General features: G+C 70.5%; 16 protein-coding genes. 9 read left to right on the top strand and 7 right to left on the bottom strand.

All coding sequences use genetic code 11. The features are described 5' to 3' along the window. From GKQ77_RS14820 to GKQ77_RS14810, 3 genes are all read left to right on the top strand, one after another. The coding region (locus GKQ77_RS14820) for a S1C family serine protease (RefSeq protein ID WP_258021346.1) at window positions 1–1,238 on the top strand (1,238 nt) is incomplete at its 5' end. Between the two features lie 158 nt (window positions 1,239–1,396). Then, window positions 1,397–1,858, top strand: a complete 462-nt coding sequence (locus GKQ77_RS14815; protein WP_219689220.1) for a sec-independent translocase — start codon at window positions 1,397–1,399, stop codon at window positions 1,856–1,858. 120 nt (window positions 1,859–1,978) lie between these two features. After that, window positions 1,979–2,647: a hypothetical protein gene (locus GKQ77_RS14810; protein WP_219689219.1), complete on the top strand. Its 669-nt coding sequence runs from the start codon at window positions 1,979–1,981 to the stop codon at window positions 2,645–2,647. Window positions 2,648–2,762: 115 nt separating this feature from the next. Here GKQ77_RS14810 and GKQ77_RS14805 read toward each other — a convergent pair whose 3' ends face one another. Genes GKQ77_RS14805 through GKQ77_RS14795 form a run of 3 tightly spaced genes read right to left on the bottom strand, consistent with a single transcriptional unit; the run spans window position 2,763 to window position 5,789 of the window. Next, a complete protein-coding gene (locus GKQ77_RS14805; RefSeq protein WP_219689218.1) occupies window positions 2,763–3,896 on the bottom strand; it encodes an Mrp/NBP35 family ATP-binding protein in 1,134 nt (377 codons plus the stop codon). 44 nt (window positions 3,897–3,940) lie between these two features. Next, on the bottom strand, window positions 3,941–4,522 hold the full coding sequence (locus tag GKQ77_RS14800; RefSeq protein ID WP_219689217.1) for a DUF1003 domain-containing protein: 582 nt from the start codon (window positions 4,520–4,522) through the stop codon (window positions 3,941–3,943). After that, window positions 4,512–5,789, bottom strand: coding sequence for a magnesium transporter MgtE N-terminal domain-containing protein (locus GKQ77_RS14795; RefSeq protein WP_219689216.1), 1,278 nt, complete (start codon window positions 5,787–5,789; stop codon window positions 4,512–4,514). The genes GKQ77_RS14800 and GKQ77_RS14795 overlap by 11 nt, the downstream gene beginning before the upstream one ends. Before the next feature lie 265 nt (window positions 5,790–6,054). Between GKQ77_RS14795 and GKQ77_RS14790 the strand changes: the two genes are divergently transcribed. Further along, window positions 6,055–6,777 carry a hypothetical protein gene (locus tag GKQ77_RS14790; RefSeq protein ID WP_219689223.1) on the top strand — a complete coding sequence of 241 codons (723 nt, stop codon included), beginning with the start codon at window positions 6,055–6,057 and terminating at the stop codon, window positions 6,775–6,777. A gap of 108 nt (window positions 6,778–6,885) precedes the next feature. On the opposite strand, the gene GKQ77_RS14785 is transcribed toward GKQ77_RS14790, so the two are convergent. Both GKQ77_RS14785 and GKQ77_RS14780 read right to left on the bottom strand, forming a co-directional pair. After that, window positions 6,886–7,398, bottom strand: a complete 513-nt coding sequence (locus tag GKQ77_RS14785) for a hypothetical protein (RefSeq protein ID WP_219689215.1) — start codon at window positions 7,396–7,398, stop codon at window positions 6,886–6,888. A gap of 24 nt (window positions 7,399–7,422) precedes the next feature. Beyond that, window positions 7,423–8,553 (bottom strand): magnesium and cobalt transport protein CorA, encoded by a 1,131-nt coding sequence (locus tag GKQ77_RS14780; RefSeq protein ID WP_219689213.1) that lies wholly within the window; start codon window positions 8,551–8,553, stop codon window positions 7,423–7,425. Between the two features lie 499 nt (window positions 8,554–9,052). Here GKQ77_RS14780 and GKQ77_RS14775 point away from each other — a divergent pair, with 499 nt between their 5' ends. The 4 genes from GKQ77_RS14775 (at window position 9,053) to GKQ77_RS14760 (ending at window position 12,175) form a co-directional block, all read left to right on the top strand. Continuing rightward, on the top strand, window positions 9,053–9,637 hold the full coding sequence (locus GKQ77_RS14775; protein WP_219689211.1) for a suppressor of fused domain protein: 585 nt from the start codon (window positions 9,053–9,055) through the stop codon (window positions 9,635–9,637). 118 nt (window positions 9,638–9,755) lie between these two features. Then, complete coding sequence (locus tag GKQ77_RS14770; protein WP_125514953.1) at window positions 9,756–10,397, top strand: DUF6758 family protein; 642 nt, start codon at window positions 9,756–9,758, stop codon at window positions 10,395–10,397. A 153-nt stretch (window positions 10,398–10,550) separates the two neighbouring features. Beyond that, entirely contained in the window at window positions 10,551–11,417 is an 867-nt protein-coding gene (locus GKQ77_RS14765; RefSeq protein WP_219689210.1) for a PHP domain-containing protein, read from the top strand. 152 nt (window positions 11,418–11,569) lie between these two features. Then, a complete protein-coding gene (locus tag GKQ77_RS14760; RefSeq protein ID WP_125514955.1) occupies window positions 11,570–12,175 on the top strand; it encodes a MarC family protein in 606 nt (201 codons plus the stop codon). 85 nt (window positions 12,176–12,260) lie between these two features. On the opposite strand, the gene GKQ77_RS14755 is transcribed toward GKQ77_RS14760, so the two are convergent. Further along, the gene (locus GKQ77_RS14755) at window positions 12,261–12,413 is read right to left on the bottom strand and encodes a DUF8834 family protein (RefSeq protein WP_164551819.1); all 153 of its coding nucleotides are present in this window, start codon (window positions 12,411–12,413) and stop codon (window positions 12,261–12,263) included. Between the two features lie 238 nt (window positions 12,414–12,651). On the opposite strand from GKQ77_RS14755, the gene GKQ77_RS14750 reads away from it, so the two are divergent. Beyond that, window positions 12,652–13,599 (top strand): NYN domain-containing protein, encoded by a 948-nt coding sequence (locus tag GKQ77_RS14750; RefSeq protein WP_219689209.1) that lies wholly within the window; start codon window positions 12,652–12,654, stop codon window positions 13,597–13,599. A gap of 60 nt (window positions 13,600–13,659) precedes the next feature. Here GKQ77_RS14750 and GKQ77_RS14745 read toward each other — a convergent pair. Beyond that, window positions 13,660–14,611: alpha/beta fold hydrolase (locus GKQ77_RS14745; RefSeq protein ID WP_258021345.1), on the bottom strand; the 952-nt coding region annotated here is incomplete at its 5' end.

The raw sequence follows: 14,611 nt of genomic DNA, 5'->3' as shown, positions 1-14,611 counted from the left end.
CCCAGGAGCCCGCCCCCCACGCGGGGCACCCCCAGGGGGCTCAAGGCGCGCCCCGGACGCCGTATGACCCCTGGAACGCGCCCCTTCAGCAGATCGGGTCGCTGGCTCCGGAGGCCAAGGAGAGGCAGCGCAGGCGGGGCCGGCGGCTTCTCGTGGTCGGGATCGCGCTCATCGCCCTCGTGTCGGGGCTCATCGGTGGCGCCCTCGGCTCCTACCTGGAGCGCAACGGCGTGGGCGAGATCGAGCTGCCGCAGGCCGGCGCCGAGCCCAAGGACAGGCCGAGCGGCAGCGTCGCCGGTATCGCCGCCGCGGCCCTGCCCGGCGTCGTGACCCTGCACGTCAGCGGGGACTCGGCGCAGGGCACCGGCACCGGCTTCGTCCTCGACGGCAAGGGCCACATCCTCACCAACAACCACGTCGTCGAGCCCGCGGGCACCGGCGGCGAGATAACGGTCACCTTCAGCAGCGGCGACACCGCCGAGGCCGAGGTCATCGGCCGCGACTCCGGCTACGACCTCGCCGTCGTCAAGGTGTCCCGCGTGCGTGGCCTGAAGCCCCTGACCCTCGGCAACTCCGAGAACGTCCAGGTCGGCGACCCCGTCGTCGCCATCGGCGCCCCCTTCGACCTGGCGAACACCGTCACCTCCGGGATCATCAGCGCCAAGGAGCGGCCCATCACCGCGGGCGGCGAGAAGGGCGACGGCAGCGACATCAGTTACGTGGACGCGCTTCAGACCGACGCCCCGATCAACCCGGGCAACTCGGGCGGCCCGCTGGTCGACTCCAAGGCGCGTGTCATCGGCATCAACAGCGCCATCCGCTCCGCCGACGAGGGCTCGGACTCGCGCGGCGGCCAGGCGGGCTCCATCGGCCTCGGCTTCGCCATCCCCATCAACCAGGGCAAGCGCGTGGCCGAAGAGCTGATCAACTTCGGCAGGGCCACGCACCCGGTGATCGGCGTCACGCTCGACACCGAGTTCACCGGCGACGGCGCCCGCATCGCGGAGAAGGGCAAGGACGGCGGCCCCGCGGTCAACGCGAACGGCCCCGGCGACAAGGCGGGCCTCAAGCCCGGCGACACCATCACCGAGGTGAACGGCTCCCCGGTGCACTCCAGCGACGAACTGATCGTCAAGGTCCGCGCCCACCGCCCCAAGGACCGCCTCGACCTGACGATCGAGCGCGACGGCCGCGACCGCGAGGTGACCCTGGTGCTCGGCTCGGCACACTCCGACTGACCGCCGCCTGACCGCCGAGAAGATCGCCTAGGGACCGCCGCTGTTCCCGGTTGTGGCGCAGCGGCTACCGGACAGCCACGGGCGCCGGGTACCGTGGTCACGGTCCAGACCTCGGACGACGACCTGTTGCGGGCTGAGGACATCGCAAGGAGCTCTAGGTGTTCAATGACATTGGCGCACTCGAGATAGTGGCGCTGGTCGTCCTCGCCGTGCTCATCTTCGGCCCCGACAAGCTGCCGAAGGTCATCCAGGACATCTCCCGCACGATCCGCAAGATCCGTGACTTCTCGGACAGCGCGAAGGCGGATATCCGGGAAGAGCTGGGCCCGGAGTTCAAGGACTTCGAGTTCGACGACCTGAACCCGAAGAAGTTCATCCGCAAGCAGCTCGACAACGACGAGCTCGGGCTCAAGGAAATCCGTAACGGCTTCGACCTGAAGAAGGAGATGAACGAGGTCGCGGACGCCGTGCACGGCCGCGGCGGCGACTCGTCGGACTCCTCTTCGGAAGGCGCGGCCGCCTCCTCCGCGGGGGCGAGCGTGGACATGCGCAAGGCGTCCGCGGAGCCCAGGAAGCCCGCCGCCGGCGACCCCCCGCCGTTCGACGCGGACGCCACCTGAGTGATCGCCTGAACCGCCGCCGCCGACCGGTGTGGCTATCCTGCCTTGTTGTCCGGCGTGAGGACGCCCGAGGGGGGCGGGCCGCTCCGGACCGACGAGAGCGAGGAGGCGGCCGGGTACATGGAGACGACAAGTCGCGTAGGCGCGCAGGCGCCGGCCGCGGACGGCACCGCACAAGCGGTGCCCTCCGCCCGGCGCACGGTCGACGGCTACTTGCTGGCGCCCTTCCCCTGGTACGGCCTGGACGAGGCCTTCACGGGGCCGCGCTGGCTGATGCAGGTCGGCGCGACGGCGGACGGGTCGGTGGAGCACGGTTCGATCGGCCACGGCGACGAGCCGTCGGTCCGCGCCGAGGGCAGCCTCGGCAACAGTGACAAGGAGCGGTTCGCGGTGGTGGTGACCGTCGCGGCCAACCCGGTGCGGCGCAGCGCGGACGGCACGGGCGTCCTGGAGGCCACGTCGGTCTCCTCGGCGGCCTGGCTCGCGGGGGTGGGGCTGCTCTCGTACACCTGGCCGCAGCAGATGGACCACTCTCTGCGCGACGACTGGCTCGACCAGCAGACGGAGACGGCCTGGTTCCTCGCGGACGACCTGGAGGGCTCCGACTGGTCGTCGCTCTCGCTTCCCGTGGACGGGGTGCCGACGCCGTTCCACTACCGGGAGTCCGAGTACGGGTGGGTCCTCGCCGGTTCCGCGAAGGAGAGCGTCCACCTGGGGGCGTATGGGCGCGGCATGAGCGCGTACGGGCTCGGGTTCTCCGTCATCCAGGACATCGGCGCTTACGCGTAGCGCTCCCGTGGGGCGCGGGGTTCTGTGCGGGTCCGTCGTGGCTGGTCACGCCCACGCGGCGGAGCCGCACATGTCACAGCCCCGCGCCCCTGACGGGGCGCTCAAGCGAAGCCGCTCAGAACTTGTTGCGGGGCGTGATGCCGAGGGTCATGCCCGCGAGGCCGCGCTGGCGGCCGCCCAGCTTGCCCGCGATCGTGCGCAGCGCCGAGCCCGCGGGGGAGTCCGGGTCGGTCAGGACGACCGGCTTGCCGTCGTCGCCGCCCTCGCGCAGCCGCACGTCGATCGGGATGGAACCGAGGACCGGCACCGTGGCGCCCGTCGTCTTCGTAAGGCCCTCGGCGACCTTCTGGCCGCCGCCCGTGCCGAACACGTCGACCATCTCGTCGCAGTGCGGACAGGGCAGCCCCGACATGTTCTCGACGACGCCCACGATCTTCTGGTGCGTCTGCACGGCGATCGAACCGGCGCGCTCGGCGACCTCGGCCGCCGCCTGCTGAGGCGTCGTGACGACGAGGATCTCGGCGTTCGGGACCAGCTGCGCCACGGAGATGGCGATGTCACCGGTGCCCGGCGGCAGGTCGAGGAGGAGCACGTCGAGGTCGCCCCAGAAGACGTCCGCGAGGAACTGCTGGAGGGCGCGGTGCAGCATCGGGCCGCGCCACACCACCGGGGCGTTGCCCGGGGTGAACATGCCGATGGAGATGACCTTCACGCCGTGCGCGGCAGGCGGCATGATCATGTTCTCGACCTGGGTGGGCTTGCCTTCGACGCCCAGCATGCGCGGCACGGAGTGGCCGTAGATGTCCGCGTCCACGACGCCGACCTTCAGACCGTCCGCGGCCATCGCGGCCGCGAGGTTCACCGTCACCGAGGACTTGCCGACGCCGCCCTTGCCGGACGCGACCGCGTAGACACGGGTCAGCGAGCCGGGCTTGGCGAAGGGGACCTCGCGCTCGGCGGTGCCGCCGCGCAGCGCGGACGCCAGCTCCTTGCGCTGCTCGTCGCTCATCACGTCGAGGGTGACGTCGACGCGCGTGACGCCCTCGACCGCGGCGACCGCGTCCGTCACGTTCTTGGTGATGGTCTCGCGCATCGGGCAGCCGGAGACGGTCAGATACACGGTGACCGCCACCGCCCCGTCGGCGCCGATGTCCACCGATTTGACCATCCCCAACTCGGTGATGGGTCGCTGGATCTCGGGGTCGTTCACCGTCGCCAGTGCTTCACGCACCGCGTCTTCCGTAGCCATAGTCCTGATAGTACGGCGCGGTAACCCCGCCCGGGAAAGGGCCGTCAGCGGTCGCCTACATCACGTCCGCGCGCACCCTCCGAGGGGAATACGACGCGCTTGTCCGCGCGTTGCTCGCCGCGCTGCTCCTCCACCTCCCTGACCAGGTCCTGTAGCTCGGAACGGATCCAGTCACGGGTCGCCACCTCGCCGAGGCCCATGCGCAGGGCGGCGATCTCGCGCGTGAGGTACTCGGTGTCGGCGATGGAGCGCTCGTTCTGTTTGCGGTCCTGTTCGAGGTTGACGCGGTCGCGGTCGTCCTGGCGGTTCTGCGCGAGGAGGATCAGCGGGGCCGCGTAGGACGCCTGGAGGGAGAGCATCAGCGTCAGGAAGATGAAGGGGTACTGGTCGAAGCGCAGGTGACCGGGGGCCGTGACGTTCCAGACCACCCACAGGATGATCACGACCGTCATCCAGACGATGAACCTGCCGGTGCCCAGGAAGCGCGCGATCCGCTCCGAGAGCCGCCCGAACGCCTCCGGGTCGTAGTCGGGCAGCAGCTTGGGCCGCGGGGTGCGCGGCTGGTCGAGGCGGAACCGTGGGCTCCTGGGCTCGGCGCGGTTGTCGCGCTCCCGGTCACCCGCCATGGTCCGCTCCCTCCCCTGCCAGATGGAACTCCGTCTCGCGCCAGTCCTCGGGCAGCATGTGGTCCAGTACGTCGTCGACGGTGACCGCTCCGAGCAGCGAGCCGCCCTCGTCGACGACGGGCGCCGCGACCATGTCGTACGCGGCGAAGAAACCGGCGACGGTGGGCAGCGTGGCGCCCGGGGCGAGCGGTTGCAGGTCGTCGTCGAGGATCGAGCCGACGAGCGTGTACGGCGGGTCGCGAAGCAGCCGCTGGAAGTGCACCGTCCCCAGATACTTGCCGGTCGGCGTCTCGTCGGGCGGCCTGCATACGTACACCTGTGCGGCGAGCGCGGGGGAGAGGTCCTCCTTGCGGACCCGCGCCAGGGCGTCGGCGACCGTGGCGTCGGGGCGCAGCACGATCGGCTCGGTGGTCATCAGACCGCCGGCGGTGCGCTCCTCGTAGGCCATCAGACGCCGCACGTCGGCCGCGTCGGCGGGCTGCATCAGGGTGAGCAGGCGCTCCTTGTCCTCCTCGGGCAGCTCGGCGAGGAGGTCGGCGGCGTCGTCGGGGTCCATGGCCTCCAGGACGTCGGCGGCGCGTTCCTCCTTGAGCTTGCCGAGGATCTCGATCTGGTCGTCCTCGGGCAGCTCCTCGAGGACGTCGGCGAGCCGGTCGTCGTCGAGGGCGGCGGCCACCTCGGCCCGCCGTTTGGGCGACAGGTGGTGCAGGACGTTGGCGAGGTCGGCCGGGCGCAGCTGTTCGAAGGTGGCGAGCAGATTCTCCGCGCCCTGGCCGTGCTCCTCCAGGGAGAAACCGTCCACGGCCGACCAGTCGACGGTGAGCGTCTCGCCCTTGCGCCGGAACGTCCCGCCCTTCCCCTTGCGTACGAAGATCCGGTCGATCTCCCAGTCGCGGCGGGCCGGGAGCTGCCGCACCGACACGTCGAGGACTGTCACCTCCTCGCCGGTCTCCACCAGATGGACCCGCCGGTCGAGCATCTCGCCGAGCACGAGCCGCTCGGTGGGCCGCTGCTCGAAGCGCCGCACGTTCAGTACGCCGGTGGTGATGACCTGGCCGGACTCGACGCCGGTGACGCGGGTCATGGGCAGGAAGATGTGGCGCCGGGTGGCCAGCTCGACGACGAGGCCGAGCAGCCGCGGGGGCCTGCGGCCGACGCGGAGCATCGCCACGAGGTCGCGCACCCGTCCGACCTGGTCGCCGTTGGGGTCAAAGACGGGGATGCCGGAGAGGTGGGAGACGAAGACCCGGGGGGCGCCTGCCGCCATGCGCGCGCCTCCTCTTCCGACGTGCTCTCACGAGCCCGGAGCGATTCCTGCCGTTCTGTCCGGCAATACGGGCTTCAGGCTAGCCCGTCCCGGTCGGATACGCCCCGGCGAGGGGTCCGGACGGACTGGCTCCGCTCCTCCCGGCCGGCCCGGGTACGCTGCCGTACTGCCGAAGCCGTAGAGGTCGACCGCACGAGAGGCAGCGCCACCTGTGACCGCACTTTCCCAGGCCAGCCGAGCCCGCAGGGCGGCGTTCGTGAGCGCGATGTGCGCGGGCACGGTCGCGGCGGTCACGAGTCTGACCGGGTGCGGCGGCAGCGCCGAGGATCCGGACGCGGGCACGAACGGCGTGGGCAAGCTGTCGGCGCCGAAGATCCAGAGCAAGTCCTCGAAGGTGGCGGACGCGGCGTCGGCGGTCCGCCTCTCGGGGACGGTGGTGAGCAAGGGCCATACGTACACCCTCGACATGCGCCTCAAGGGCGAGGGCGGCACGGGCTCGGTCACGTCCAAGGGGCAGACGTTCCGGCTGCTGCGCGTCGGCGAGCAGCTGTTCCTGAAGGCCGACTCGCGGTTCTGGACCCATGAGAGCGACCAGGGCGACGGGAAGCCCGAGCCGGCGGACGAGACCGCCGCGGCCAAGCTGGACGGCAAGTACGTCAAGGTCCCGCAGGGCGATCCGGCCTACGAGCAGCTGAGCGGCTTCACGGACAAGGACGTACTCCTGGAGGGCATGCTCACGCTCCACGGCCACCTGGCCAAGGGCGACCGCGGCAAGACGGGCCCCCTGCGCACCATCAAGATCACCGGCGACGAGGGCGCGGGCGGCACCCTGTCGGTCTCCCTGGACGGCAAGCCGTACCCCCTGCGCCTGGAGCGAGGCGGCCACGCGGGCATCCTCAAACTCACGGACTGGAACAAGGACTTCCCCCTACAGCCCCCCACCAAGTCCGAAATGGTCGACTACGGCAAACAACTCCCGACGTCATAAGCGCAAGCAAGCCCCAATGAAGCAAGCCCCGAAGGGGCAAGCTTCAGGGGCGCGGGGAACTGCGCGAGCAACCACAAACGCACCCGCAGAGCAGAACCGGAACAACCCTCAACGGCGCTTGCGCCTGAACACCAACCGAGGAAGCCCCGCAGGTACCGCCTGCCGAGTAGTCACGCCCGTGGGCAACGGAACCGCCGCCAACGACCCCGAGGGCAACTCGGTCACCGCCCCACGCGGAGTGAGCCGAACAACCCGACACTGCTCCGCCCACCGCGAGGTCATCCGCTCGGCGTCCGTCGCATTCAACCGCTTCCCCTTCAGCTCCGAGACCGCCACCTCCCACGCCTCAGAGCCCACCGCAAGCTCATCGACCGTCGCCGTCCAGGCGACGACCCGCCCGCCCTTGTCCTTGCTGCGTACGGTCACCTCCGCGACGCCACCGTCGACGAGCCCCGGCAGCGGCTGCTCGCCGGGCCCGTCGCCCACGAGGTACGCGGCGCCGTCGATCCAGACATGCCACAGCGCCCGGGCGGGCGAGCCCTCGCCCCGCACCCAGATGAGGCCGGACTTCTTGGTGGCCTCCTCGACGAGGGCACGGTCGAGCAACGGGTCAGCAGTCATGGCGGCAGCCTACCGAGTACCGCCTCACAGCCAGCCGTTGCGCTTCAGGGTCCGGTGGATCGCGAAGCAGACGCCGCCGATGAAGGCGAGCACCATCGGATAGCCGAACCGCCAGTGCAGTTCGGGCATGTGGTCGAAGTTCATGCCGTACACCCCGCAGACCGCCGTCGGCACGGCGATGATCGCCGCCCACGAGGTGATCTTGCGCATGTCCTCGTTCTGCGCGACGGCGGCCTGCGCGAGGTTGGCCTGGAGGATGGAGTTGAGCAGTTCGTCGAAGCCGATGACCTGTTCCTGGACGCGCGTGAGGTGGTCGGCGACGTCACGGAAGTACTTCTGGATGTCGGGGTCGACAAGCCGCATGGGCCGCTCGCTCAGCAGCAGCATCGGGCGCAGCAGCGGCGATACGGCCCGCTTGAACTCCAGGACCTCGCGCTTGAGCTGGTAGATCCGCCCGGCGTCGACACCGCGCGCGGTCCCCTTGCCCTTGCTCGGCGCGGAGAAGACCTCGGTCTCGACCTCGTCGATGTCGTCCTGCATGGCGTCGGCGACCGCGAGATAGCCGTCCACGACGTGGTCGGCGATGGTGTGCAGGACGGCGGAGGGGCCCTTGGCGAGCAGCTCGGGGTCCTCCTGGAGGCGGCGGCGCAGGGCGCGCAGCGAGCCGTGTCCGCCGTGCCGGACGGTGATGAAGAAGTCCCGTCCGGTGAAGCACATCACCTCGCCGGTCTCCACGACCTCGCTGGTGGCGGTGAGTTCGGCGTGCTCGACGTAGTGGATGGTCTTGAAGACGGTGAACAGCGTGTCGTCGTAACGCTCCAGCTTGGGTCGCTGGTGGGCGTGGACGGCGTCCTCGACGGCGAGGGGGTGCAGGCCGAACTCGGCCGCGATACCGGCGAATTCGGCCTCGGTCGGCTCGTGCAGGCCGATCCAGGCGAACCCGCCGTGGCGGCGCACCTGGAGCATCGCCTCGTGCGGGGTGAGGGTGTCGGCGCACTCCATGCGCCGCCCGTCCGTGTACACGGCGCAGTCGACGACCGCGGAGGCGGCCTCGCGGGTGGCGTCGTAGGAGTACGAGGACGTGGAGGGGTAGGAGGTGCCGTCCTTGCGGAGCGAGGGGCGGACGGCGGCACGAAGGTCGCGGATCATCGACATGGGCAGGCTCCTTCGAAGGAGGCCGCCTGCGACGGTTGGAACTGCCCGGAATGGGGACGTCCTACTGCGGAGATGTTTGGCACGTCCACAAAGCGGGGAGCACCGCACCGGCGCGGTGGCAGCTTCGCTACTGACACAGATCGGAAAACTCAGACAGTCAGGTGGAAACGAAGTGCTCTTCCGTCGCACACGGCACGGACACCGCGAGCGGTGTGTGCGGGCGCTTCTGCAGCTACCGAGCTGCGTGCTTCATCGGGCGGAAGAGCGGGTGGTACTGCACGGTCGACTTCGGTCCATTGCAGCCCCACCTCCTCCGGCCGGTCCCCCGTAAGGGAAGTCCCATGCGCCCTCTGCGCCCGTGGCGCAAAGTCAGTGTCTGTCCGCAGGACTTGAAAGCGACGCTTCTGCGTGCTGCCCTGGGCCAGCGGCCAACACTATCAGCCGACTGAAGTGTCAAGCCCCCGCTTTGCCTTTCACTGACGAGTTCTATGCTCACGTCATGGCTGATGTTCTTGCCCTTGTCGAGGCCCGTCTCCGTACTGGCCTGGGGGAACCGGACGCGCGCGCCGCGGTGACCTTCCTCGGCACCGACCGGATCGAGGTGCTGCGGTTCACGGTCGGCGACGTGGTGCGCTATGCCACCCTCGGCATGTCGGCCCAGCCGATGACCGACCCGACCGCCGCGCTCGCCGACCCCGTCAAGGGCCCGCGCGCGGAACTCGTGCTCTCCGTACGGGCGGGGGTCGCCGACACCGACAAGGTGCTGCGCCCTCTCGCGGTGCTCGCCGCCTCGCCGCAGGTCGAGGGCCTGGTCGTGGCACCCGGCGCCTCGCTGGACACCGGCGAACCACTGTGGCCCGGCGCGCCGTTCACCTCGGTGCTCGTCGCGGAGCCCGGCGGCCTGGTGGAGGACCTGGACCTGGACGAGCCGATGGATCCCGTACGTTTCCTGCCGCTGCTGCCGATGACGCCGAACGAGGCGGCGTGGAAGCGGGTGCACGGGGCGGCGGCCCTCCAGGAGCGCTGGCTGAGCGGCGGAACGGACCTGCGCGACCCGCTGCGCACCTCCGTGCCCCTGGACTGAGGCTGATACCTAGGGAGGCTAAAGGCTGCGACCCACATCTGAATTTCCCGGATAACAGGGCCACCGGACGGGTGATCGTCCTTGACGGGGCGACGAGCGGAGAGGACCGTTGGTCGTTATGAGGGGCGAACCCAGTTGCCCGAAGTGTGGTGGCCGGGTCAGGGCTCCCGGTCTCTTTGCCGACTCCTGGCAGTGCGATGTGCACGGCACCGTGCACCCGCTGCAACCCGTGATCCCGCCCAGCGTCGAGGCGCTACAGGTCGTGGTGCACCGCGCGCAGGTGCCGGTGTGGATGCCGTGGCCCCTGCCGGTCGGCTGGCTGTTCACGGGCGTGGCCTGCGCGGGGGACGACAGAAGCGGCGGCCGCGCGACCGCGGTGGCCTGCTCCGGACCCGCCCCGCTCGGCGGCGTCGGCGAACTGGTGCTCGTCGCCGAGGAGCTGGGCGTCGGACTCGGCGCGCGGTATGCCGGCGTCGACGGACCCGACCCCGGCCCCTATATGAGCGTGGACAAACCGGCGCACGCCAAGGTGCACGCCGCGGGGCGGCCCACACCGCTGTGGCATGTGTCGGGGACGCCGGACGACCGTGCGGTCTTCGCGGGCGAGGCGCGGGGCCTGTGGCTGTGGGCCATCGCGTGGCCGGAGCAGTCGGGGCTCCTGATGTACGACGAGCTGGTGCTCACCGACCTCCGGGACGCGGGCGCCGAGGTGGACCTGCTGCCGTGCGGGGCGCTGTCGCCGCGGCTGCTGTCGCCTTAGCGGCCGGCCCCAGGGAGGCCTCGCGGCGCTCAGCGCGGGAGGTCCGTGGGCGTCGTGAGGGACGCCTCGTCCGTGGCGGGCGGGGGAGCGTTCGATTCCCGTTATCCTTGAGCGTCCCCGCCGTCCGCCCCGTCAGAGCCTGGAGTCAGCGCCGTGCGCATCGATCTGCACACTCACTCCACCGCTTCCGACGGCACGGACACCCCGGCCGAGCTGGTGCGCAACGCCTCGGCGGCCGGTCTCGACGTCGTCGCGCTGACCGACCACGACACGACCCGCGGCTACGCGGAGGCGATCGCCGCGGTGCCCCCGGGCCTGACCCTCGTCACCGGCGCCGAGCTCTCCTGCCGCCTCGACGGCGTGGGCCTGCACATGCTGGCGTACCTCTTCGACCCCGAGGAGCCGGAGCTGGCCCGCGAGCGCGAGCTGGTCCGTGACGACCGGGTGCCGCGCGCCAAGGCGATGATCGGCAAGCTCCGGGAACTCGGCGTGGACGTGACCTGGGAGCAGGTCGCGCGCATCGCGGGGGACGGCTCGGTCGGCCGCCCGCACATCGCCGAGGCCCTCGTCGAACTGGGCGTCGTGCCGACCGTCTCCGAGGCGTTCACGCCCCAGTGGCTCGCCGACGGCGGCCGCGCCTACGCCGAGAAGCACGAGCTGGATCCCTTCGACGCGATCCGCCTGGTCAAGGCGGCCGGCGGCGTCACCGTCTTCGCGCACCCCGCCGCCGTCAAGCGCGGCCAGGTCGTGCCCGAGAACGCGATAGCCGAGCTGGCCGCGGCGGGCCTGGACGGCATCGAGACCGATCACATGGATCACGCTCCCGAGACCCGCACCCGGCTGCGCGGCCTCGCGGCGGACCTCGGTCTGCTTGTCACCGGCTCCAGCGACTACCACGGCAGCCGCAAGACGTGCGTGCTCGGGGAGTTCACCACCGACCCCGAGATCTACGGCGAGATCACGCGCCGGGCGACCGGGGCGTTCCCCGTGCCCGGAGCGGGCGGAAGCCCGGCCGCGTAACACCGGCGTTCGAGGCGAGCACCTTCTCTCCCGCGCCCCCCGGCTCTCTCCCCGCTCCACTGTTCCGCTTTTCCGGGCCGGTGGCTGCCGTGCCCTGTGCCCGGCGGTCTCCGGTGCGGCTCCTTCGTACGACTCTCCGCAAGGCCATCACTGTGTTCGACGTCGCCGTCTTCGGCTCCCTTTTTCTCACGCTATTTGTGATCATGGACCCCCCTGGGATCACCCCGATCTTCCTCGGCCTGACCGCGGGCCGGCCCGCCAAGGTGCAGCAGCGGATGGCCTTCCAGGCCGTCTGTGTCGCCTTCGGCGTGATCGCGGTCTTCGGTCTCGTGGGCCACCAGATCCTCGACTACCTGCACGTCTCCGTCCCGGCGCTGATGATCGCGGGCGGCCTCCTGCTGCTGCTCATCGCGCTCGACCTGCTCACCGGCAAGACGGACGAGCCGAAGCAGACCAAGGACGTCAACGTCGCGCTCGTACCGCTCGGCATGCCGCTGCTCGCCGGGCCCGGCGCGATCGTGTCGGTGATCCTCGCCGTCCAGGACGCCGACAGTGTCGGTACGCAGATCTCCGTCTGGTCGGCGATCGTGGCGATGCACGTGGTGCTGTGGCTGGTGATGCGGTACTCGCTGCTGATCATCCGCGTCATCAAGGACGGCGGTGTGGTGCTCGTGACGAGGCTCGCGGGCATGATGCTCTCCGCGATCGCGGTGCAGCAGATCATCAACGGGGTGACGCAGGTGATCAACGGCGCCTGACGTCCGGGTTCGGGTTCACCCGGTCCGGGCGTGGACGCACGAAGGGCCCCGTACGGCTTCCGTACGGGGCCCTTCGACGTCTTCGTTACGAGGCCGAGGAGTCGGCCGGTCGGATGTAGATGCGCTGGCCTATCGCTGCGGCCTGCTGCACGATCCGATTGACGGAGGCGGCGTCCACGACGGTACTGTCCACGGCGTTGCCGTCGACGTCGTCGAGTCGCATGATTTCGAAGCGCATGAGGCTTCTCCCTTCGTCTGGTCATCCTCCTGAAGGAGAACTACTGGAGATGGCCGGGCTGTTTCCTGGCCATGAAGTGTCGGTTGCGGGGCTACAGTGCCCCGCGTTCCTGATGGGTACAACGAGTTGCCCCCTGCAAACATTCCCTACGCTAAGGAAATTTTTCGCGAACCTAATTACCCATGGGTAGCGGCACCAGTTGTGTTCGCTGTGTGACCAGCGGGAGACTGGGTTCCCTATGAACGACGCCGAACACGCCGCACACGCCGAGCACGGTGTGACCGAGCACGGTGTGGCCCACATCAGTGCTCAGCTGGAGCGCGCCAACGGGCTGCTGGAGCGCGTGCTCGCCGAGGTGGCGAAGACGCCGTCCACGCACGCGATCTTCGTCGACGCCGGGTATCTGTACGCGGCGGCGGGCCGGCTCGCCGCCGGGACCGAGGACCGGCGATCCTTCGACCTCGACGCCGAGGGCCTCATCGAGGCGCTCATCGACAAGGCACGCACGATCTTCGCGGACAGCCGGCTGCTGCGCGTCTACTGGTACGACGGGGCCAGGCGCCGCATCCACACCACCGAGCAGCAGTCGATCGCGGAGCTGCCCGACGTCAAGGTCAGGCTCGGCAACCTCAACGCCAACAACCAGCAGAAGGGCGTCGACTCCCTCATCCGCAGCGATCTGGAGTCACTTGCCAGGCACCGCGCCATCAGCGACGCGGCGCTCATCGGCGGCGACGAGGACCTGGTCTCGGCGGTCGAGGCGGCGCAGGGGTACGGGGCGCGGGTGCACCTGTGGGGCATCGAGGCGCCCGACGGCCGCAACCAGGCGGAGCCGCTGCTGTGGGAGGTCGACAGTCAGCGGACGTTCGACCTCGACTTCTTCAAGCCGTACGTGTCGCGGCGCGCCGCCCTCGCGTACGAGGCCGGGGCGGGCCCCGCGGCGCCGCGGCCCGCCCGCGACGACGTCCGCTTCGTCGGCGCGCAGATCGCCGCGAAGTGGCTGGCGGCGCGGGGGCGGGAGTCGCTGGCAGGGCTGCTGGCGGGGCACCCGTATCTGCCGGGGTCGGTGGACCAGGAGCTGCTGGTGGAGGCGGAGCGGCTGCTGCAGTACTCGCTGCGGGGGCAGTCGGATCTGCGCAGGGCGTTGCGGGACGGGTTCTGGGATCACTTGAGGGCGCAGTACTGAGGGTTTGGGGGCGCGCGCGCTCAGGTGCCGGTGCGCAGTTGGCGGTGCTGGTGCTGGTGCTCAGGTTGTGGGGTCGCTGAGGTTGTTCCAGAAGCTGATCAGGGCTGCGGCTGTTTCCTCGGGGCGGTCCGTGTTGGGGGAGTGATCGGCGCCCTGGATCACCGTGCGGTGGGCGTGCAGGCGGCGTGCCATGTCGTCCAGGAGCGGTACGGGCCAGGTGTCGTCGCTCTCGCCCGAGATGACGTGTGTGGGCAGCGCGGCGGCGGCGAGTTCGGCGACGCGGTCCGGCTCCGTGGAGAGCTGCTTGCTGGTGGCGATGAGCTGAGCGGGGTTGTGCCGTAGCCAGCGGGCGCGTAGGGCCTCGCTGTCGTCACCGCCGCCGGCCTTGGCACCGCCGGTGTCCGTGTCCTCCGGGGGCGGCGGATCCATGGCCCGCATCGCCTGCCACACCACGTCCATCGACAGCACCGCGAGGGCGTCCGCCAGTATCTTGGCGCGGGACTGCTGGGCGGGGGTGATCGCGGCGGGGCCGGAGGACATCAGGGTGAGGGAGGCGAAGGCGCGGGGCTCCAGGAGGGCGGCGGCGCGGGCGATCTGGCCGCCGAGGGAGTGGCCGAGGAGGTGGAGCCGGGCTCCCGCGTGGGGCCCGGGGGTATCTGCGGGCGCCTCCCTGAGCGCGGCGGCCTGCGCGAGGACGTCGCGGGCCAACTCCTCCTGGGCGTACGCCGATTCGGCGTCCGGGCCCGGTGACTCGTACTGGCCTCGGCCGTCCACGGCGACGGCGCGGTAGCCGGCGGCGGCGAGGGGTTCCAGGAGGGCGATGAAGTCTTCCTTGCTGCCGGTGAAGCCGGGGAGGAGGAGAACGGTACCGGCGTTGTCCCCGGCGGCGCCGGGGCCCTTCCTGTACTGGGTGGCCCTGGTGCCCTTGGTGGCCCCGGTGCCTGTGGTGCCTTCGGTGCTTCCCGGCGGGAGTGTGTCGAGGATGGCGAAGTCACCGCGGGCGGTGTGGAGG

The sequence above is a fragment of the Streptomyces anatolicus genome (genome assembly GCF_019400875.1).
GTDB classification, from domain to species: domain Bacteria; phylum Actinomycetota; class Actinomycetes; order Streptomycetales; family Streptomycetaceae; genus Streptomyces; species Streptomyces anatolicus.
Note: the sequence above shows the minus strand (reverse complement) of the source record. Positions and strands in the feature narration are given on the sequence as shown.

What these genes read in the sequence shown, in the direction of transcription:
- GKQ77_RS14810 (WP_219689219.1), top strand. Translation starts at nt 1,979, where the DNA reads ATGGAGACGACAAGTCGCGTAGGCGCGCAGGCGCCGGCCGCGGACGGC.
- GKQ77_RS14805 (WP_219689218.1), bottom strand. Translation starts at nt 3,896, where the DNA reads ATGGCTACGGAAGACGCGGTGCGTGAAGCACTGGCGACGGTGAACGAC.
- GKQ77_RS14800 (WP_219689217.1), bottom strand. Translation starts at nt 4,522, where the DNA reads ATGGCGGGTGACCGGGAGCGCGACAACCGCGCCGAGCCCAGGAGCCCA.
- GKQ77_RS14795 (WP_219689216.1), bottom strand. Translation starts at nt 5,789, where the DNA reads ATGGCGGCAGGCGCCCCCCGGGTCTTCGTCTCCCACCTCTCCGGCATC.
- GKQ77_RS14790 (WP_219689223.1), top strand. Translation starts at nt 6,055, where the DNA reads ATGTGCGCGGGCACGGTCGCGGCGGTCACGAGTCTGACCGGGTGCGGC.
- GKQ77_RS14785 (WP_219689215.1), bottom strand. Translation starts at nt 7,398, where the DNA reads ATGACTGCTGACCCGTTGCTCGACCGTGCCCTCGTCGAGGAGGCCACC.
- GKQ77_RS14780 (WP_219689213.1), bottom strand. Translation starts at nt 8,553, where the DNA reads ATGTCGATGATCCGCGACCTTCGTGCCGCCGTCCGCCCCTCGCTCCGC.
- GKQ77_RS14775 (WP_219689211.1), top strand. Translation starts at nt 9,053, where the DNA reads ATGGCTGATGTTCTTGCCCTTGTCGAGGCCCGTCTCCGTACTGGCCTG.
- GKQ77_RS14770 (WP_125514953.1), top strand. Translation starts at nt 9,756, where the DNA reads ATGAGGGGCGAACCCAGTTGCCCGAAGTGTGGTGGCCGGGTCAGGGCT.
- GKQ77_RS14755 (WP_164551819.1), bottom strand. Translation starts at nt 12,413, where the DNA reads ATGCGCTTCGAAATCATGCGACTCGACGACGTCGACGGCAACGCCGTG.
- GKQ77_RS14750 (WP_219689209.1), top strand. Translation starts at nt 12,652, where the DNA reads ATGAACGACGCCGAACACGCCGCACACGCCGAGCACGGTGTGACCGAG.